Origin of the sequence: Amycolatopsis sp. NPDC102389 (assembly GCF_044765885.1) — a bacterium.
In the GTDB taxonomy this organism is placed as follows: Bacteria; Actinomycetota; Actinomycetes; order Mycobacteriales; family Pseudonocardiaceae; genus Amycolatopsis.
The window spans coordinates 1-17,388 of record NZ_JBIWKX010000060.1; the positions used below are offsets into that span (position 1 = coordinate 1).

Annotated in this window: 16 protein-coding genes; 9 read left to right on the forward strand and 7 right to left on the reverse strand. The window is 66.7% G+C overall.

Annotation, left to right across the window (positions count from 1 at the left end):
* Positions 1–162: 162 nt before the first annotated feature.
* Positions 163–984, reverse strand: a complete 822-nt coding sequence (locus tag ACIRGA_RS33655) for a lysostaphin resistance A-like protein (RefSeq protein WP_400948967.1) — start codon at positions 982–984, stop codon at positions 163–165.
* 948 nt (positions 985–1,932) lie between these two features.
* On the opposite strand from ACIRGA_RS33655, the gene ACIRGA_RS33660 reads away from it, so the two are divergent.
* Positions 1,933–4,083: a putative bifunctional diguanylate cyclase/phosphodiesterase gene (locus tag ACIRGA_RS33660; protein WP_400948970.1), complete on the forward strand. Its 2,151-nt coding sequence runs from the start codon at positions 1,933–1,935 to the stop codon at positions 4,081–4,083.
* Between the two features lie 28 nt (positions 4,084–4,111).
* Here ACIRGA_RS33660 and ACIRGA_RS33665 read toward each other — a convergent pair whose 3' ends face one another.
* Positions 4,112–4,933, reverse strand: a complete 822-nt coding sequence (locus ACIRGA_RS33665; protein WP_400948972.1) for an SAM-dependent methyltransferase — start codon at positions 4,931–4,933, stop codon at positions 4,112–4,114.
* A gap of 146 nt (positions 4,934–5,079) precedes the next feature.
* On the opposite strand from ACIRGA_RS33665, the gene ACIRGA_RS33670 reads away from it, so the two are divergent.
* The gene (locus tag ACIRGA_RS33670; protein ID WP_400948974.1) at positions 5,080–6,405 is read left to right on the forward strand and encodes a cytochrome P450; all 1,326 of its coding nucleotides are present in this window, start codon (positions 5,080–5,082) and stop codon (positions 6,403–6,405) included.
* A gap of 36 nt (positions 6,406–6,441) precedes the next feature.
* Positions 6,442–7,503 carry an alpha/beta hydrolase gene (locus ACIRGA_RS33675; protein WP_400948977.1) on the forward strand — a complete coding sequence of 354 codons (1,062 nt, stop codon included), beginning with the start codon at positions 6,442–6,444 and terminating at the stop codon, positions 7,501–7,503.
* A gap of 32 nt (positions 7,504–7,535) precedes the next feature.
* Here ACIRGA_RS33675 and ACIRGA_RS33680 read toward each other — a convergent pair whose 3' ends face one another.
* Entirely contained in the window at positions 7,536–8,033 is a 498-nt protein-coding gene (locus ACIRGA_RS33680; protein WP_400948981.1) for a GNAT family N-acetyltransferase, read from the reverse strand.
* A 363-nt stretch (positions 8,034–8,396) separates the two neighbouring features.
* On the opposite strand from ACIRGA_RS33680, the gene ACIRGA_RS33685 reads away from it, so the two are divergent.
* Entirely contained in the window at positions 8,397–8,834 is a 438-nt protein-coding gene (locus tag ACIRGA_RS33685) for an Imm10 family immunity protein (RefSeq protein ID WP_400948985.1), read from the forward strand.
* 475 nt (positions 8,835–9,309) lie between these two features.
* On the opposite strand, the gene ACIRGA_RS33690 is transcribed toward ACIRGA_RS33685, so the two are convergent.
* Positions 9,310–10,104 (reverse strand): nuclear transport factor 2 family protein, encoded by a 795-nt coding sequence (locus tag ACIRGA_RS33690; protein WP_400948988.1) that lies wholly within the window; start codon positions 10,102–10,104, stop codon positions 9,310–9,312.
* Positions 10,105–10,167: 63 nt separating this feature from the next.
* Here ACIRGA_RS33690 and ACIRGA_RS33695 point away from each other — a divergent pair, with 63 nt between their 5' ends.
* On the forward strand, positions 10,168–11,208 hold the full coding sequence (locus tag ACIRGA_RS33695; RefSeq protein WP_400948991.1) for a helix-turn-helix transcriptional regulator: 1,041 nt from the start codon (positions 10,168–10,170) through the stop codon (positions 11,206–11,208).
* A gap of 172 nt (positions 11,209–11,380) precedes the next feature.
* Here ACIRGA_RS33695 and ACIRGA_RS33700 read toward each other — a convergent pair whose 3' ends face one another.
* Entirely contained in the window at positions 11,381–12,205 is an 825-nt protein-coding gene (locus ACIRGA_RS33700) for an SAM-dependent methyltransferase (protein WP_400949084.1), read from the reverse strand.
* Positions 12,206–12,422: 217 nt separating this feature from the next.
* Here ACIRGA_RS33700 and ACIRGA_RS33705 point away from each other — a divergent pair, with 217 nt between their 5' ends.
* The 4 genes from ACIRGA_RS33705 (at position 12,423) to ACIRGA_RS33720 (ending at position 14,948) form a co-directional block, all read left to right on the forward strand.
* Entirely contained in the window at positions 12,423–12,962 is a 540-nt protein-coding gene (locus ACIRGA_RS33705; protein ID WP_400948994.1) for a hypothetical protein, read from the forward strand.
* Between the two features lie 667 nt (positions 12,963–13,629).
* On the forward strand, positions 13,630–14,091 hold the full coding sequence (locus ACIRGA_RS33710) for a GyrI-like domain-containing protein (protein ID WP_400948996.1): 462 nt from the start codon (positions 13,630–13,632) through the stop codon (positions 14,089–14,091).
* 26 nt (positions 14,092–14,117) lie between these two features.
* Complete coding sequence (locus ACIRGA_RS33715; RefSeq protein WP_400948998.1) at positions 14,118–14,303, forward strand: hypothetical protein; 186 nt, start codon at positions 14,118–14,120, stop codon at positions 14,301–14,303.
* Positions 14,304–14,723: 420 nt separating this feature from the next.
* On the forward strand, positions 14,724–14,948 hold the full coding sequence (locus ACIRGA_RS33720) for a hypothetical protein (protein WP_400949001.1): 225 nt from the start codon (positions 14,724–14,726) through the stop codon (positions 14,946–14,948).
* A gap of 84 nt (positions 14,949–15,032) precedes the next feature.
* Here the strand turns inward: ACIRGA_RS33720 and ACIRGA_RS33725 are convergent, their stop codons facing one another.
* Both ACIRGA_RS33725 and ACIRGA_RS33730 read right to left on the reverse strand, forming a co-directional pair.
* Positions 15,033–15,995 carry a helix-turn-helix domain-containing protein gene (locus ACIRGA_RS33725; RefSeq protein WP_400949004.1) on the reverse strand — a complete coding sequence of 321 codons (963 nt, stop codon included), beginning with the start codon at positions 15,993–15,995 and terminating at the stop codon, positions 15,033–15,035.
* Between the two features lie 196 nt (positions 15,996–16,191).
* Positions 16,192–17,178: a helix-turn-helix domain-containing protein gene (locus tag ACIRGA_RS33730; RefSeq protein ID WP_400949007.1), complete on the reverse strand. Its 987-nt coding sequence runs from the start codon at positions 17,176–17,178 to the stop codon at positions 16,192–16,194.
* Positions 17,179–17,388: the final 210 nt, after the last annotated feature.

The window sequence follows — 17,388 nt, forward strand, 5'->3', positions numbered from 1 at the left end:
GCGTTTCGGGTTCTAACCCGAAACGCCACTCACGACCCGCGCTTGACCAGGGCCGAAGGCTCCTTTCACCGCATTAGACGCGGCGAAGGGAGCCTGCATCCCACCATCGGCCCGCCCGAGAACACACCACGTTTGACTTACCCTCAATATGCGACCCGGGCGTCACGGTGTGAGGTTCAGCAGGAGGGCGAGGGTGCCGAATGTCTGCAAGAGAAAGGTCAGACCGGCGTGCATCCCGATCGACACCCGCAGATCCTTCTTTCGCCAGGCGAACCAGGGCCCTGGCAGAAAGAAGATGATCCTGGACAGGAACACCCAGGGCGACCACAGGTGGTACAGCGAGAACAGCACCGTGCTGACAACCGGCGCCCATCGGCCAAGCCGGGACAGGCGGCCCATCAGGAAACCGCGGAAATACAGCTCCTCGATGACCGGAAAGGCCAGCCCGGTCAGGGGAATGCAGACCGCCAGCGCGATGACCATGACCGAGTGCGGGTACCCGGAGAGGACGTCGGTGACGCCACCGCCCGCGCCCTCGAACGGAACCCACCGGAACAGCTGCTCGTAGAAGAAGTTGTCCATGGGTGTCAACGCGAATGACACCACAAGGAACCACACGATCAGAGGGATGACGATGGCGACGAGTTTCCCGCGGGAGAGTGGCTTGTCCAGGTAGTGCACCACTCCACGTAGCGTGAACCGGCCGTTGCGCCGCCGGCCCAGCCACAGCAGCAGGCCGAGCTCGAACGGCAGGAGCGCCAGGAGCATGGCGATCGCCCAGCCCAGGAACGGCGGATAGCCGATGGACTCGGCCAGAGGTTCGCCGATGAGCAGGTAGACGGCGACGATCAGGACGCCGGGGGCGAGGTGCAGCGTGATGGACAGCGGCAGGGAGTGCCTGTCGGCCAGCAACCGCTCGGCGATTCGGCTCGGTCGAGCCTCTTCTGTGGCGGACATGGGCTTCCGCGCGTTCTCGTTCTCCATACCGGGGATGGTCGTCCGGTCCGGTGACATGGCGCTGACACGGCACTGACACGGTTCACAGACGGGCCGAGACACCGCGAACACTCAACTCGGCATGAGCGGACGTCGGCGAGTCAGTGCGTGATGCGCTTGTCCCTATTCGGCCGCGTGCTGCTCCCAGGTGACCGGGGTCGGGCAGTAACAGGTGTTCGTTTCCACCTCTTCCAGATCGATGGATCGTCGACGAAAAATGATGCCTTTCGAGAAATCGGTTCTCTGACAACAAGGACGCGATTCACCAACTTCGAGCCCGTCGGGAAAAATTTCCAGCAGGCCGAGGCGTGATAACGCCATGTTCGGCCAAAGAGAACGTAAAGCAGGCGGCGCGCTATCTTAGGTGCCCATCGGTACATGACGACAGCACACCATCGGTTGATGCGCCGTCACACCGATGGACCAGCCACGAACTCGGCGGTAGTGAGTAGGCTTTTCGCCTCAAGGCGAACGACCCTCGCGGTCACGACGCCACAAAGAACCAAGACGGGGTTCCTCCGGAAAATCGGGACGACGAGGCCGGACGGTGCCCGGAAACGCGACTATCCGCTGGGAGGCGCGCGCAATTTCCGAGTCGATCGGGACGCCGCAGAGCAGGCCGAGAAGATCATTTTCGGCCTCCGGGACATCGCCAGGGGCAGCCGCCGCGGGCGGTTGCCATCGGGCCGAGCCATTGTTCGAAGACTTCACGCTGATCAAGCTGGGACTGGTCGGCCGCGCATTGTGCCGTCCCGGGCAGAACAGGCGATATTTCGGAAAATCCCGAAACCGGTTCGCATATCCGCGGTGGCGCCAAGAGGATCCGATAGGGCATCACCCCATGGTGGGCCTGCCGTACCCTCATCGGTCTCGGACGAAAAGCGGAATCGGCGCGAGCGGCCGGTCGAGGACACAGAGATCAAGGGGTCGAGCGTCATGACCAGGCCACTGCCTTCCGGCGGACAGGAGCGGCCTGCCGGAACGCGGCCTCTCACGTCGCGGCGGGAACGCGTCAAGGTCGCGCGAAAATGGGCCTATCTCGTCAGTAGCACCACTTATCTCCCCCTGTCGCACGACCAGATCGAACGAGAGTTGCTCGGCCTGCTCGATCGGCTGCTCGAGGCGGTGGCCGGGGACCAGCCTGCCACCGAGAGCGCGGCGGAGGTCGGCGCCGAACTCGTTCGGCTGCACTGTGTCGGCAAGACGAGCCTGCAGTGCACGGTGGACGTGCTCGCCGCCGCACTACTGACGCCCACGGATTCACGCTCCGCCGATCGCTTACCGGAGCGCGTCGCCAGGTTGCTCGGCGCGCTGGCGTCCGGCTACGTGGAGGCGATCCGTTCCGCGACCGTCGAGCAACGGGACACGAGTGACCAGGCGTTGCTCAACGCGGTCCGGGAGTCGCAGCGTGAGTGGCGCGCCAGCGAGGCCCAGCTGGACGAGATCTTCCTCGTTTCGCCGAGCGGGATCGCGGTCACCGGGCCCGATGGGCGACTCGTCCGCACGAATCCCGCCCTGCACCGGATCCTGGACCGGGCGTCGAGCGAGGTCGCGGGCGGCAACCTGTTCGAGTTCGTACACGAGACGGATCGGCAGCTCATGCGGGACGGCTACCGGGATCTCCGGGACGGCAAGATCGACCGCCTGCGATCGCGCCCGCGCTTCACCACCAAGGACGGCGACCTGTTTCAGGCCACGCTGACCGCTTCGCTTTTGCGCGGTTCGCAAGGCTACGTCACGATCGTGACCGACGACGCGGAGCTGACGCTCCTGCAGAACCAGCTGCGGCACCAGTTGTTGCACGACATGCTCACCGGTCTGCCGAACCGGCAGTTCTTCAGCACGCACCTCGAGCATGTGCTGCACCTGCCGAATCCGGCGACGCTGTACCACGTGGATCTCGACGGGTTTTCGTTGGTCACCGACGGTCTCGGCAGGAAAGCCGGAGACAGCCTGCTGCGGATCGCCGCGGAGCGGCTCAGGTCCGTGGTGGCGGGCGAGAACGCGATGGTCGCGCGGTTCGAAAGCGACAAGTTCGGCATTCTGATCGAGAATTCGGCGAGCACGCCGGATGTCCTCACGATGATCGAGCGGATCAACGAGACGCTGTCGGAGCCGGTCTACATCGACGGAAAGGGCCTGGCGGTGACGGCGGGTTTCGGCGTGGTCGAAGACCTTCCCCGCAACGTCGAACCAGCCGAGTTGTTGCGTTCGGCGGACCTGGCGATGCGGCGGGCCAAGCGCAAGGGGCCTGGCCGATGGGAACGGTACGACCCGGTATGGGACGTCCACGCCAGGGAGTCCATTGGCCTGGTGGCCACGATGCCCGGCGCCTGGGAGAACGGCGAGCTGGGCATCGGCTACGAACCGTTGGTACGTCTGGCCGACGGCGAGATCGCCGGGGCCGAGGCGCGGCTGAGATGGGAACATCCGGAGCTGGGATTGCTGCCAAGGGAAAGATACCTCGAACTCGCCGAACGCACCGCGCTGATCGGCGCGCTCGGCGCGTGGCTGGTCAAGCGTGGCTGGACGGACAAGACCGCGGGCGGCGGCGCGGACATGCCGCTGCTGATACCGCTGACACCGAACCAGCTGGCCGATCCTCGGCTGACCGGGGCGATCCGGGGGATTCTCGACAGCGCCGCGCCGACCCCCGACCGGTTGTGGCTCGGCCTGCCTGCCGGGGCACTGCCCGCGGCCGGGCACGAGCTCGTCGACAACGCGCGCGTGCTCGCCGCACTGGGGATCGGCCTGGTACTGCTCGACTTCGGCGTGACGCCAGGCGAACTGGCGTTGCTCGAGGACCTCCCGGTACACGCCGTACGCCTTGACTCTCGTCTCGTGTGGCGTGCCGTCGATGAGGACTCGATCGCCCTCGCCGGAGCGAGGGACATGATCGCGCTGGTTCGTCGGGCCGGGATCACCGTGCTCGCGGGCGATCTCGAAACCAGCACGCAGGCACGGTGGTGGCAGCGAGCGGGAGTCGAGCTGGGGATGGGCCCGCTGTTCACCGGCGACGAGGGACCGGTGACCGATATCGGATCCCTCATCGGCGGTGGACGGGCCGGTCCGATTCAAGGCCGATGAGCCGCGGTGTCCTTAGTGGACAGTTGCTTCAGGGTTTGCGTGCTATTCCGGCGTAGAGGACCTGGTTCAGTGTCGGGTCTTCGGCGATGTCGCCGGGCCCGGCGGGACGCCAGGTGCCGCACCCCACCAGGCCGGGTTCGAGCAGTTCGAGGTCGCCGAACATGGTGAGCACCTCGTCGTAGGGGCGTGACGTGACCTGGTCGCCGCCCTTTGTCGCGATCTTGAGTGCTTCCTGAATCTGGTAGGGCAGGTAGTCCTCGGTGATGTGTGTGATCGCCAGGTAGCTGCCGGAAGCCATCGCGTCGATGTAGTGGCGCATGAGGCCACTCGGGTCGGATTCGTCCGGGATCCAGTGCAGCATGCACAGGAACAGCATGCCGATCGGCTCGTCGAGATTCAGCCGCCGACGCAGCTGAGGATCGCCGAGGATCCGTGAGGGGTCACGGGCGTCGGCCTTGAGCGCGGTGGCGTGGTCGTTGCCGGCGAGGATCAGTTGGCTGTGCGCGACCGCGACGGGGTCGTGGTCCACATACACCACCCGGCATTCCGGGTCGGCGTCCTGCGCGATTTCGTGCACGTTGCCGACGGTCGGCACGCCCGAACCGATGTCGAGGAACTGGCGGACGCCCTGGTCGAACATGAACCGGACAGCCCGTCGGAGGAACGCGCGGTTGAGTCTCGCCACACCCCGGGCGTAGGGCACGACTTGCTCGGCCCGCGTGGCGGCCTCGCGGTCGACGGCGAAGTTGTGGCCGCCACCCAGCATGTAGTCGTACATCCGGGCGGCACTGGGCACCGTTTCGTCGGTACCCGGCGGGACCCAGTCCGGCAGTCGCGTCAGTGTCAACACCCCATTTTCTCGGAGAGCCGTCGAGCTTACTCAGCCCGGCATGGTGATCGGGTCGCGGCCGCGCATTCACCTGATCGCGTGCTGTGGGCTGCCTCCGAATGGCGCTAGCGTGTCCTCTTCCCTTCCGCGTCGGCGATGGAGTGCGGATGCCTGTACCGGTTGCACCCGGTCGATGGCCGTTGATCGGACACACTCCGGCGATGCTGCGGCGTCGCTTCGGATTCACGTCGTCGTTGCACGCTCACGGAGACGTGGTGCGGGTCTACCTGGGCCCGATGGAAACGTATTTCCTGACCAGTCCGGAATTGACACACCAGGTTCTGGTCACCGACGGGAGCAATTTCCGCAAGGGCGCGATGTTCGAGAAGTTCCGTCCGTTCGTCGGCAACGGACTCGCTCTTTCCGACGGTGTTCTTCACGTGCGGCAGCGCCGGTTGATGCAACCCGCTTTCCACCACACCACCATCGCGGGGTACGCCGAGATCATGGCGAGAGCGGCCACCGAACTGGTCGGACCATGGGGGCCGGGCGAGGTGCGCGAGGTGGACCACGACATGCAGGCACTCGCGGTCGCCATTGTCGGCGAGGCGCTGTTCTCCACCGAGCTGGGCAAGGCGGCGATCGAGGAGGCCCGCAGGTCGATTCCGGTCATCCTCAAGTACGGCATGATCCGCGTGCTCTCCCCCGCGTTCGTGGAAAAGCTCCCCATTCCGGCCAACCGGCGGTTCGACGGAGCCGTCGACCGCATGCGCACGATCGTGGAGGAGCTCATCGACAACTGGCGTGCCGAGCAGGCCGACCGGAGCGATCTGCTGTCCATGCTGCTGCTGGCCAGGGACGCCGACACCGGCGAGGGGATGACCGACGAGCAGGTGCGCGACGAGGTCATCACCTTGCTCACCGCGGGGATCGAGACCAGCGCGCTGGCGCTTTCCTGGCTGTTCCACGAAATCGCCCGGCATCCCGAGGTCGAGCAGAAGCTCCACAACGAGATCGACGAGGTGCTCGGCGGCCGGCGGGCCACGGCCGAGGACGTGCCACGGCTGGTCTACACGCGGCAGGTCATCAACGAGGTCCTGCGGATGTATCCACTGTGGATCCTCATGCGCCGGGTCACCACGGAAGTCGATCTCGGCGGTGTGCGCCTGCCACCGGGCACCGAGGTGATCATCAGCCCGCACGCCATGCATTTCGATCCGAGGTTCCACGACCACCCTGGTCGTTTCGACCCGGACCGCTGGGCGAGCGAGCGAGCCAAGGATCTGCCCCGCGGGGCCTACCTCCCGTTCAGCGCGGGTGCCCACCAATGCATCGGGAATTCCTTCGCCATGACCGAGATCGCGATCGTCGTGGCCACGATCGCCGCGAGATGGCGTCTGGTTCCCGTCTCTGGCAAGCCGGTCCGGGTGAAGTACACGACCACCGCGTACCCGAGCCGGCTGCCGATGACAGCCGTCCCGCGCTTCCAGTAATCGTCGAACACACTATTTCAGTGGAGGTTTGTTTTTATGCATTGGCGTCATAGCAGAGCGAAGCGCCTTCCTCTGCGCCGTGCCGGCGCGGCGACGTTCGCCATCCTGCTGGCCGGGTCACTGCTGGGGCCCGCGCAGGCTCAGGCCGATGCGGCGTCCTGCCAGGACGTGGCCATCCCGGTGCAGTTGACCGGGCTGATTCCCCAGACCGTGCACGGCAGGCTTTGCGAACCACCGCAAGGCGCGCGAACCGTTCAGGTGCTGGTCCCCGGCGCCACCTACAACAGCGTGTACTGGGACCCCGCGCTCACCCCGGAAACCCATTCGTTCCGGCTCGCGATGAACAAGGCAGGCTACGCCACCCTTGCCCTCGACCGGCTCGGCACCGGCGCCGGCTCCAAACCGCCCAGCGCACTGCTGACCGCGTTCACCGAAGCCGACGTCGTACACCAGGTGGTCCAGGCGATCCGGCACGGCGACGTCGGCTCGCAGTTCGACAAGGTGATTCTCGGCGGACACTCGCTCGGCTCCGCCATCACCGTGCTGGAAGCAGGCACGTACCACGATGTGGACGGCGTGCTGATCACCGGGCTGGCACACCACCTCAATCCTCCCGGCGCCCTGATCGTCCTCGGCTCGTTCATCCCCGTCGCGCTCGACCCGGTGATGTCGCGGCTGGGGCTCGACCCCACCTACCTGACCACCCAGCCAGGCACTCGATACGTGGCATTCCACGCACCCGGACCCGACGTCCCCGAAATGACCGCCTACGACGAGGCCACCAAGGACGTCGTCGCCCCCGGCGAACTGCTCGACGCCGCCGCCCTCACCGCGGTGCTCCCGTACACCTGGCAGATCACCGTGCCGGTGCTGGTCGTGCTCGGCGGCGGGGACGGCGGCCTCTGTGGCCCGCTCGCGACCGACTGCACCTCCTCGGCCGGTCTGCTCCGGTCCGAGGCGCCGTACTACTCCGCGGCGGCACGACTGCGGACCTACGTACTGCCCGGATACGGCCATTCGATCAATTACGCACCCAACGCACCCGACTACCACCAGGCCGTTACACAGTGGGCCGGCACCATGGGACTGTCTCAGTAACAGCGTGCTCGGTCCGGGGATTCGAGGCCTGGCTACCGGCGATCCGCCGGGATCTCGTAGATGATCTCCAGCCCGTCCTCGTCGTCCCACTGTTCGCCGACCTCGACGAAGCCATACTGCGATGCCAACCGATAGGAGGCCGTATTGCCGGGGCCGATCGTGACCCGGACGGTGCGGACCCGCGGCTCCTGAACGGCCCGCGCCAGCAACGACTCCAGCGCCGCCCGCGCGTAACCGCGTCGCCGGTGTGACGGGTCGACGGCGTAGCCGATCTCCACCATCCCCGATGTGTCGGGAGGCCCGTGGTAACCGGCCGTTCCGACGGCGAGCCGTTGTCGCTGATCCCAGATGATGCCGGTGACCCATCCGGCGCTGGCGGGGTCCGTCGCGACCTGCCTGCTGCGCCTCTGCCACAGCCCACGCCGGTCTGGTCCGGTCAGGTAGGTCGTCAGCGGTACCGGACTGGTCGCGGCCGCTCCGGCCAGATCGCCGCGAGCGAGCGAGTCGAGCGCGGGGCCGGTCAGCTGCACGATACGAACATCCGGCTTCGGTCTGTTCGCTGTCGCTGCGTGATGATCGTCCGGCACGAAGGCAAACCTGCCACGGATCCGAGCACGGCGCATCCGAAATAGCACGACGCGACGCACAGCGGCATGACAGGACGTTCGCCTGCGGGAGAGTTGTTGTCACGACAGCTGGGGTGACGGCGGGGCGTGAGTGTCCTGTCCGCCGAACCTTGCGTTACCCGGACCCAGGTTGCGGGGTGCTGACCAACGATGGATGGCCGCTCAGGAGAATGTGGCACGTGCTGAAGCCGGGGCTGGTTCCCGGTGGCGTCACGAGTGGTCCGAAGTTAAGTGCTCCTGGACGTGGGTCGCGGGAAAGAGGCGTCGATGATGAGGCTGATCGCTGCGGAGGTCGGGTTCTTTGAGGATCACGAGGACGAGGAAACCTTGGAGGTGGGAATCGCCGGGGTCGACGGCGCCGGTGTTCGGAGGTCGTTCTCGATCCAGCGGTCCACGTACGAGCCCGACGAGCAGGAAGTCCAGTCAGGGATGGACTCCTACAACGTCTCGACCGAACGAGGTCTCACGGTGTACGGCTGCCTGCGCGTCGTGCGGCTCACCGGTGCGCTGCTCACCCTGGAGTTCACGGCCGAGGACGCAAGGATCCTGGAGGTCTCGGCTCCCGTGGAGGTAGACCTGAGCGGCTCGGGGGTCAATGACGCGGACGTGTCCGGGTGGCTCCGTGAGATCCTGGACTGGGGCGCTCCCGAGAAGCGACCGGAGTTGATCGGGTTGAGCGTTTCCGGTCCGTCCTCCGGTGAGTGACGTTCCCAGACGTCCGAAGAGGGTGGGGAGCTGGGGTTCGAGGGGAAGCAGCCCTGCCGGACGTCGACCACCGCGGTCGGGTGACAGTCGCGGTGGTTTCGCACCTTCGGGTGATCGGACCGGCGCCGCACCTGCCGCTGTTGTAGTTCGCGACTTGGCAGGAGCGGCTGCCGCCGAGGCTCTTCCTGCCCGGTTGGAGCAGGTGTCTCCAAGCGCGTCGGCGTGGCCGCGTCCGCATTCGCATCCGAGTCACACCTCGTAGTTCGGCGTGCGCGGACAGAGCACCAGGGATGCGGTGGCTGACTACCCACGAGAGCTGGCTACGAGTCCTTGACAACGTAACCACTCCGCAGAATGGAGCGGTATCGACCGCTTCGCGGCATGAGCGGATGTTGATCGGTGAACGAACTCTTTCAATAGGCTCATAACGGGCGTTTGGCGATCGCCGGGCACGGGCCCCGGCGCTCGCGATGGTTTACAGGTCGCTGCCTGAGAGTGCCTGTGCCACGGTGAGGCTGTCCTCGTAGACGTGGTAGCGGGTGATCAGACCGTGGTCGATGGTGAGTTGCAGCGCGCATCGGGCGCTGTAGGCCTTGCCGTTGGCCTTCACGGTCTGGCGGATCTCGCCGAGCACCACGGCATCTGGGCCGTCGATGAGGATCCTGGGCGCGACCCCGCCGCTCTTGCCGGGCACGTGGAACGTGTTGAGCGCACGGAAGTGGTCGGCCACCTCGGCGCGAGTTGAGCGGGGCTTGATCCATGGCACAGCCGGGTGCCCTTCGACGGGCCAGTCCAACTGCCAGTCGACCGCCTCCGCGAACAACTCGGCGATCTGCTCCGGCTTGCCCTCAGCCAGGCGAGAAAGGAACTCCGTCACGACGGCGCGCGTGGCCGCTTGGGCGCCGGCGAACTGGTAGTCGCGGTGAATGCGCCCGTCCTCGCCGAGCAGGGCGAACACGACTCCGGCCCACACGGGTTCACCGCCGGCGGCGGGAACCATGTGCACGGTGAAGGTGACGGCATTGTGGTGATGTACGGCGTCGTTCGCCGCCACGAAGCGGAATTCGCCGGTGGCGACGAACTGCTCGTGCGCCTCGGTGACGCGGGCCTGGATAGCGTCACGCCCGCGGTAGTCGGCGGAGCCGATGAACGCCACGCCGTCCTCATCCCACAACGCGGCGATGGCCGCACTGCGCCGAGCGGGGTCGGGCTCGTTCCACACGGTGGCGTAGCGGCTGGCGAACGTCTCAATGTCGGTGGTGCTGGTCATGGCCGAAACGCTAACCAGTCCTCCCTGACATCTTCTGTCAGTAGGGCAGGGCACAATCGGGTCATGCGTGCCAGCCGCCTGGTGTCCCTGCTGTTGCTGCTGCAGACACGGGACCGGATGACCGCCCAACAGCTGGCCGACATCCTGGAGGTCTCCGTACGGACCGTCTATCGGGACGTGGAAGCGCTGAACGCGGCAGGTGTACCGATCTACGGCGAGGCCGGCAACGAGGGTGGTTACCGCTTACTGGAGGGCTACCGAACCCGGTTGACCGGTCTGACCGCCACCGAAGCCCAGACACTGTTTCTGACCGGATTGCCCGCAGCGGCTGCCCAGCTGGGCCTGACGACCGCGGTGACCGGTGCGCGGCTCAAACTTGCCGCCGCGCTGCCCGACGAGTTGCGTGACCGAGCCAATCGCGCCGCCGACCGGTTCCACCTCGACGCGCCCTCGTGGTTCCACGAGGGCGACCGCCCTCCCCACCTGGCTGTGGTCGCCGACGCCGTGTGGAACCAGCACGCCCTGCAAATCGGCTACTTGCGCTGGGCGAAACCGCACGAGATCACCCGGATCATCCAACCGTATGGTCTCGTCCTCAAAGCCGGTCACTGGTACCTCGTGGCCAGGCACCAGGACCAGTTCCGCACCTACCGGATCTCCCGCATCCTCGACGCGCACGCACTCCCCGAATCCTTCGACCGCGCCGAAGACTTCACCCTCGCCGGCTACTGGTGTGACTATCTCGAGAACTTCGACCAGCGCCGACACCAGCACCAGGCAACGCTGCGGGTCTCCCCTCACGGCCTTGACCTGCTGCCCTACCTAGTGGAACCGGCCGTGGTCCACGCCGCCCGGCAGACCGCGACAGGGCCGGACCCGCAAGGCTGGACCCAGATCACCATCCCCATCGAGTCGGTCGAAGCAGCTCTCCCCGAGCTGCTCAAACTCGGCGCCGACGCCGAAGTCCTCGCACCCGAAAACCTGCGCGCCCACCTCATCCGCACCCTACGAGCGATGAATCGCGTCTACGAGTACACAGGCGCCCCGGGCACGAGCCCTGACGCCACTCCGCCGACAAGCTTGGTCGGGCTAGAGCCGTCTTAACCGATTCAACCGCCACCAGACCTCCTCGCGCCCGCACCCGTCGACCCCGACACATCCTCAACTCGGCATGAGAGTGCGCCCGGCTGAAAGCCCAGGGGTCCATCCCGCTGTTCGTCGCGTCGCGGTCAGCCGGGAGTGATCACCCCACTCGCCGCCGACGACGCGATGAGCTTCAGCGGGTGCGTGCCACGCCCGCCAGGCCGCGGGAACGCGGGGCGTCCTTGTCCGCGCCCGTGGTGTCGGGGTGCCATTGCGGCAGCCACACCAGACCGGGCTCGACCAGCTCCAGGTCTCCGAAGAAGTCGGCGATCTGCTCGCGCGAACGCATGATCGCGGTGTGGTTGGTCCGGCGCCCGTACTCCTGCGCCACCCGTTTACCCGCGTTCTGCGTTTCCACGTCCTCAGGCGCGACGTGGATATGCGACACCGCCAGGAAGCTGCCCGCGGGGAGCATCGCGCGGTGGAAGCCGAGTGCGGCGTGCGGGTTCAGCTCGTCGGGCATGAAGTGCAGCAGGGCGACCAGCAGCAGTCCGATGGGCTGGGTGCGGTCGATCAGGCCGGTGTCGAGCACCCGTTCCCACAACTGGCCCTGGTCGAAGAAGTCGGCGTCCAGCGCCGCGTGCCGGTTCAGGTCCGCGGTCTGCTCGAGCAGGATCTGGGCATGCGCTTGGGCGATCGGTTCGTTGTCGATGTAGACCACCCGGCATTCACCCGGCGCGACCTCGTCGGCGACCTCGTGCACGTTGCCCTGTGTCGGCAGCCCGGAGCCGATGTCCACGAACTGCCGGATGCCTTGCCCGACCATGAACCGGACAGCGCGGCCGAGGAACGCCCGGTTCGCGCGGGCGAAGTCCCGGATCTCCGGCAGCACGGCGAGCTGTTGCTCGGCGAAGGCCTGGTCGACGGCATAGTTGTGCGTCCCGCCGAGCAGGTAGTCATACACCCGCCCCACCGAGACCTTGTCCACCGACGCAGCCACACGGGCGGCCTCATCCATGCTCATCGTGTTCCCCTAGAGTCTTCTCGCAAGAGGCGCATCCAAGTACCGGCACACTACCGGGTCCGGCGACGGCCCGAAGTCCGGATCGATGCCATGAGCTGCTTCTTGTGCGGCCTGACGCCCGGCGCGGGCCCCTCCCCTCGCGGGTGGACAGCCACTCCCATTCGACGCGGCCACGAAGATCAACTAACCGCGGCCGACGTACACTGATGCGGTGGGCATGCCGTTGATCGTAAATACGGTACAGGTGGTCAGCGCGTTAAGCGCTCCAATCACCGTCAATCTCAGTCACTCACCTATGGCATTCGACCTGCGACCCGGAGAGACGTTCGAGATTACAGAGAGAACTCCACCGGAAGGATATATCGAGATAGTCTTCGATTCCTACGAAGGACGTCCGATATTATGGATTCACGGCTGGGAATTCGGCGAGACCGAGCTTTCGGTACGCGGTGTCCGGCAGGACGTTCCGCCGTGCATCCGAAACAACAAGCCGGATTTTCGCTTGAAAGGCCGGCCGCCCGGACGGGCCGAAGTCGTTCCCGCGGCTGGCCTCTTCGTCTGCGACGAACGAACCCAAGGTGACAACCGGATCGACGTCGAAGACTCCGGAACCGTGACTTCGTACCTCAACCCGCCGAAGCAGCCGATTTGGTACTCGGGTACGGGCATTGATGGCAACCCACCCAAGCTGGTCTTGCACGACGATGCTGTTCGTGTCGTCGGAGCGTATGGCCACATATTTGAGGGGTAAGTCAAATATGGCGCGCCGCGCACCCTTTGCGGCCTGGGTTCGCGCTGACCGACGAGGGTCGACGGCGCCATGAATGTCACAAAGGACAAAGCTTTGAGCTGCGAGTGTCTGATTTGGGCAGTATGCACGGTTTCGCAAGGGGGTCGCGAGTGGCAAGTGTCGTTATTTTGAGGGGTAAGTCAAACGTGGCATGGTCGGTGCGGGTGGGGGGGGGGGGGGGGGGGGGGGGGGGGGGCGCACCCCCCCCCCCCCCCCCGCCCCGGACGCCGCACCCCCGGCGGGGCGGGGGGGGGGGGGGGGGGGGGTGGGGGTGTTGGCGCACCACCCCCCCCCCCCCCCCCCCCCGACCCGCGCTTGACCAGGGCCAAGGCTCCTTTCACCGCATTAGACGCGGCGAAGGGAGCCTTCATCCCACCATCGGCCCGCCCAAGAACACGCCACGTTTGACCTACCCCTCAATAGTTTCCGAAGGCGACAAACGCGATAAGGGCTGACTCCGGGTCAACGGCACGAACGCGCCAGGCAGCACTGGCCCGAGACCTGCCACCCGGAAGGCTGCGATGCACACCAGCCGACCCGAGGTGTTCGGCGGTACCTTCATCTCCGTGACCTTCGACCCTCGCCCGGCATCCGCGCGGCGGTAAATGCTCGTGCCATGACCTATCCAGTGAAACTCACCGAACTCGACGCGCTCACTGTCGCACATCTGCACCGCCGCACCACAACGGCCGGACTCGGAGAGTGCGTGGGGGCGGGTTTCGAAGCGCTGTATGCCTTTGTGTCCGAGGCGGGTGCCGCTCCGAACGGACCGCCTCAAGCGGCCTATCCGAGTGATTTCCAGCCAGGAGAGGAACTCGATCTCGACCTCTATCTGCCCGTTCCCGGCTCCCCTCGGTCGAGAGGTGACATCGACGTCGTCGCCCTGCCCGGGGGGCCCGCCGCATTGACATCACATCATGGGCCCTATGAAGAGATCGGGTCGGCGTATGAAGCCGTGTACGAATGGGTTCGTCTGAACGGTCGTCAACCCGCCGGAGCGCCACGGGAGCTGTACTTGAGCGGCCCGGACGGCACGCTGGACCCCGCGCGTTACGTCACGGACGTCGTTCTGCCCTTGCGAAGCGAGTGATCGCGACCTCGGTCCCGCTTCGTCCCATGGCGACGCCGATGTCCGCGCGGCACAACGCGGGCGCGTCGTTCACCCCGTACCACGACTTCGCCGTCACGCTGGATCTGCTCGACCAGGCGCGGTTTCTCCTCGGGCGAGACCCTGGCGTGCACCGTGGAGATGCCGAATTCCCCGGTGCTCGAACGCGCTGTGGCCGGGTCGTCGCCGGCTGAGGTGAACCGATTCGGCAGCGGCCTCGCTCGTCGGCGTGGCGACCGTCGCCGGGTGCGGGCTTGTTCGTTTTCCGGCTGGTTTGGCCGTTGAGCGGTGCTGGGCCAGGTTCGCCATGCGTGCTGCGCTGATCCGCTCGGGAAACGAAGCTGGAGACATGGCAAGCTCCCAGTTCCGCTGGGTTGCTCCTGACTCCCGGGGGCCCGGCCCCCGCCCCCGGGAGCCGACTCCGGGCGGATACCCGCCGCCCGGAGTCAGGCTTGCGTCGCGGTGTTGCCTGCGTGGCGGCCGGAGGCATCGCGGCAGGAATGAGCGAAGCGGGGAGGCGTGGCGAACCCACGTCCCTCCGCTTCGACCGGACTGTTGCGGAGCACCGAGCGTGTGTGGATTTCGCGCGGTGTCGACACAGCCTGAGCGTGGGAATGACGCAGACGGTGTCCAGCGTGACCCTCCCGCCCGGACAGTACGTGCTGTCCGGCGACATCGCGGTTGCCACAGCCCCGGGTGAAGACAAACTTTTCGTGGTATGCGGCTTCGTCTCCGCAGGGACCGTGCATGGCAACGCGGCGACCGCCACGCTGTCCGGACCGAACCAGTTCAGGATGCCGCTGCACGGCGACATCACCACGATCACGCCGTCGGAGTAGGCGTCGGCACCACACTGGGCGATACGTGGCGCTGTCCCGCCACCGCACGGCCTCGCGGAGACCGACCTCAAAGCGGCAGCCGGGTCAGCGATCGTCGCGCTGCAGTGTCCGATAAGGCGGGCAGCCGTAGGCGCTGCGGTAGTGATGGGCGAAGCGGCCTGGGTGGAAGAAGCCCCAGCGGGCGCCGATTTCGGTGACGGTGACCCCGGCGGCGGGGTCGACGGACAGCAATTCCTGGTGCGCGTGGTGGAGGCGGACTTCACGGAGGTAACCCAAGGGCGTGGTGCCGCGGTGGCGACGGAAGGCGTATTGCAGGGCACGGATGGTGACGTTCGCGGCCGCGGCGATATCGGCGACGCTGATCTCGAGATGTGCGTGGTCGTCGATGAACGCCATGGCACGCCGCAGGGTGGCGGGATGCGAGTCGTGGCGGTCCTCGATGGTGGGGTCGATCAGCGCGCTGTTCGGGAAGGTGCTCAACACCGTGGCCGCCAGCAACTGGGGTGCGGTGGAGGCGACCAACGCGGCGCCCCGGATCGTCGGGTCGGGCATGACGTGGTCGCGCAGAAAGGTGATGGTACGCATCAGGTGCCGGGCGGCGGCCGGGGAGATCGGCTGGTCGCCGGTCAACCGCACCGGGTGCTCTGTACGACCGGGCACGGTCGCGGCCACCTGACACAACACGGACGGCTCCAGCGTGGTGTGGCTGTACCGCGTATGGCGGACCTGGGCGGCGAAAGGCCGATCGGGCTGCGCGATCAGGAACATCTCCCCCGGGCCATATTCGGTTTGCGCGCACCCGGATTCCACCCGGCCGACCGTGCCGGATTCGATCCCGACCAGGTCGATGCTGCCCAACGGGGCACCGACGGCGTCCATCCCGAATCCCCAGTCGACCAGATCCATGCTGATCGGCCCCAGCGGATTCCGGATGATCCGCAGCAGTGGCCGCTCGTCGGGGCGGGGCCTGAGCCGTAGCGTCGTGTAGGCCGCGCTGACGAATTCCTCGATCTCGTCCAAGTCGGCGCTTTCGAAAGCCAGTCCCATGATGTTCCCTCGTCCATCGGCCTGGTGCCGTGGGCGAGGCGACCTTGTCAACTCCAGGGCACGACAGGCCATCGGCGACGTGGGGTCCGGCCGCTGCCTCGGCGAGTTTTCTCCTACTGCCGGGGAAAAGCAGCGACCAGAAGGAACGTTCACGCGGATGGAGCACAGATCGGTTCGGGTCGTGCACGGCTCCGGGTCAGCGACCGTCGCGTTGCAGGGTCCGATAAGGCGGGCAACCGTAGGCGGTGCGGTAGTAGGCAGCGAAGCGGCCAGGGTGGAAGAAGCCCCAGCGGGCGGCGATCTCGGTAACCGTGACACCGGTGGTGGGGTCGGTGGCCAGTAGTTCCTGATGGGCGTGGTGAAGGCGGGCTTGGCGAAGGTAATCCATCGGGGTGGTGCCGCGGTGGCGGCGGAAAGCGTATTGCAGGGCCCGGATGGACACGTGGGCCGCGGCGGCGATGTCGGTGACACCGATGTCGTGGTGGGCATGGTCGTCGATGAACGCCATCGCCCGCCGCAGGGTGACCGGATGCGAGTCGTGGCGGTCCTCGATGGTGGGGTCGACCAGCGCGCTGTTCGGGAAGGTGTTCAACACCGTCGCGGCCAGCATCCGTCCTGCCGCACCGGCCACGAGCGGTTCGGCCATGGCTTCGGGCCGGTCGCGCAGGCTGGTTTCGAGGTAGTCGATGGTCGCGGCCAACTGCTGGGCGGCGACGCGGGTGCCGGGGCGGAGGTCGGTGAACCGCAGCGGTTCGGGGTGGCGGGTTTCGGCGGTGGCGGCGACCTGGCCCAGTACCGGGAAGGGAACGGAGATGCCCTGCAGGCCACCACTGGGTGTCCGCAGCCAGTACGGGGGGCCGCCCTCGGCCTTGGAGAGGAGGAACACCTCGCCAGGACCGAACCGGTGCTCGGCACCTTCGGACCGGTAGTCGAACGTCCCGGCGCGGTGGCGGCCGATCGTCAGCGTCGGCAAGGACTCCACGGTGTAGGTCATGTCGACGGTCTGCACGTCATCGATGGCGAAGGTGGTACTGGCCAGCCGGGTGTGGCGGAGTAAAAGACCGTCCTTGGGGCTGCCCAGCCGGATACTGCTGCCGTAGACGCCACTGATGTACTCGCCCCACCGGTCGTGATCGCGGGTCTCGAACAGCACAGGCCGGGACGAGATGGGGACGGCAGCCATCGTCATGACTCCTGGGCACTAAAGGAATTGGCGACGTGGGTCCGGCCGCCGCCACCAGTACGGCGAGCAGCCTGCTCCTGCCGCCAGGGCGACGCAGCAGCCAACAGGCACGGCCACACAGTCGGAGCAGTGAATCCCGGCCACCCTCACTCGGACGGCCGTATGGGGCATGTCGTCATCGGCAACACGAATTCCACGCAGGCAGGCTAC

Coding starts and splice junctions, on each gene's coding strand:
- ACIRGA_RS33655 (WP_400948967.1), bottom strand. CDS start 984: ATGGAGAACGAGAACGCGCGGAAGCCCATGTCCGCCACAGAAGAGGCT.
- ACIRGA_RS33660 (WP_400948970.1), top strand. CDS start 1,933: ATGACCAGGCCACTGCCTTCCGGCGGACAGGAGCGGCCTGCCGGAACG.
- ACIRGA_RS33670 (WP_400948974.1), top strand. CDS start 5,080: ATGCCTGTACCGGTTGCACCCGGTCGATGGCCGTTGATCGGACACACT.
- ACIRGA_RS33675 (WP_400948977.1), top strand. CDS start 6,442: ATGCATTGGCGTCATAGCAGAGCGAAGCGCCTTCCTCTGCGCCGTGCC.
- ACIRGA_RS33685 (WP_400948985.1), top strand. CDS start 8,397: ATGATGAGGCTGATCGCTGCGGAGGTCGGGTTCTTTGAGGATCACGAG.
- ACIRGA_RS33690 (WP_400948988.1), bottom strand. CDS start 10,104: ATGACCAGCACCACCGACATTGAGACGTTCGCCAGCCGCTACGCCACC.
- ACIRGA_RS33695 (WP_400948991.1), top strand. CDS start 10,168: ATGCGTGCCAGCCGCCTGGTGTCCCTGCTGTTGCTGCTGCAGACACGG.
- ACIRGA_RS33700 (WP_400949084.1), bottom strand. CDS start 12,205: ATGGATGAGGCCGCCCGTGTGGCTGCGTCGGTGGACAAGGTCTCGGTG.
- ACIRGA_RS33715 (WP_400948998.1), top strand. CDS start 14,118: ATGGCGACGCCGATGTCCGCGCGGCACAACGCGGGCGCGTCGTTCACC.
- ACIRGA_RS33720 (WP_400949001.1), top strand. CDS start 14,724: ATGACGCAGACGGTGTCCAGCGTGACCCTCCCGCCCGGACAGTACGTG.
- ACIRGA_RS33725 (WP_400949004.1), bottom strand. CDS start 15,995: ATGGGACTGGCTTTCGAAAGCGCCGACTTGGACGAGATCGAGGAATTC.
- ACIRGA_RS33730 (WP_400949007.1), bottom strand. CDS start 17,178: ATGGCTGCCGTCCCCATCTCGTCCCGGCCTGTGCTGTTCGAGACCCGC.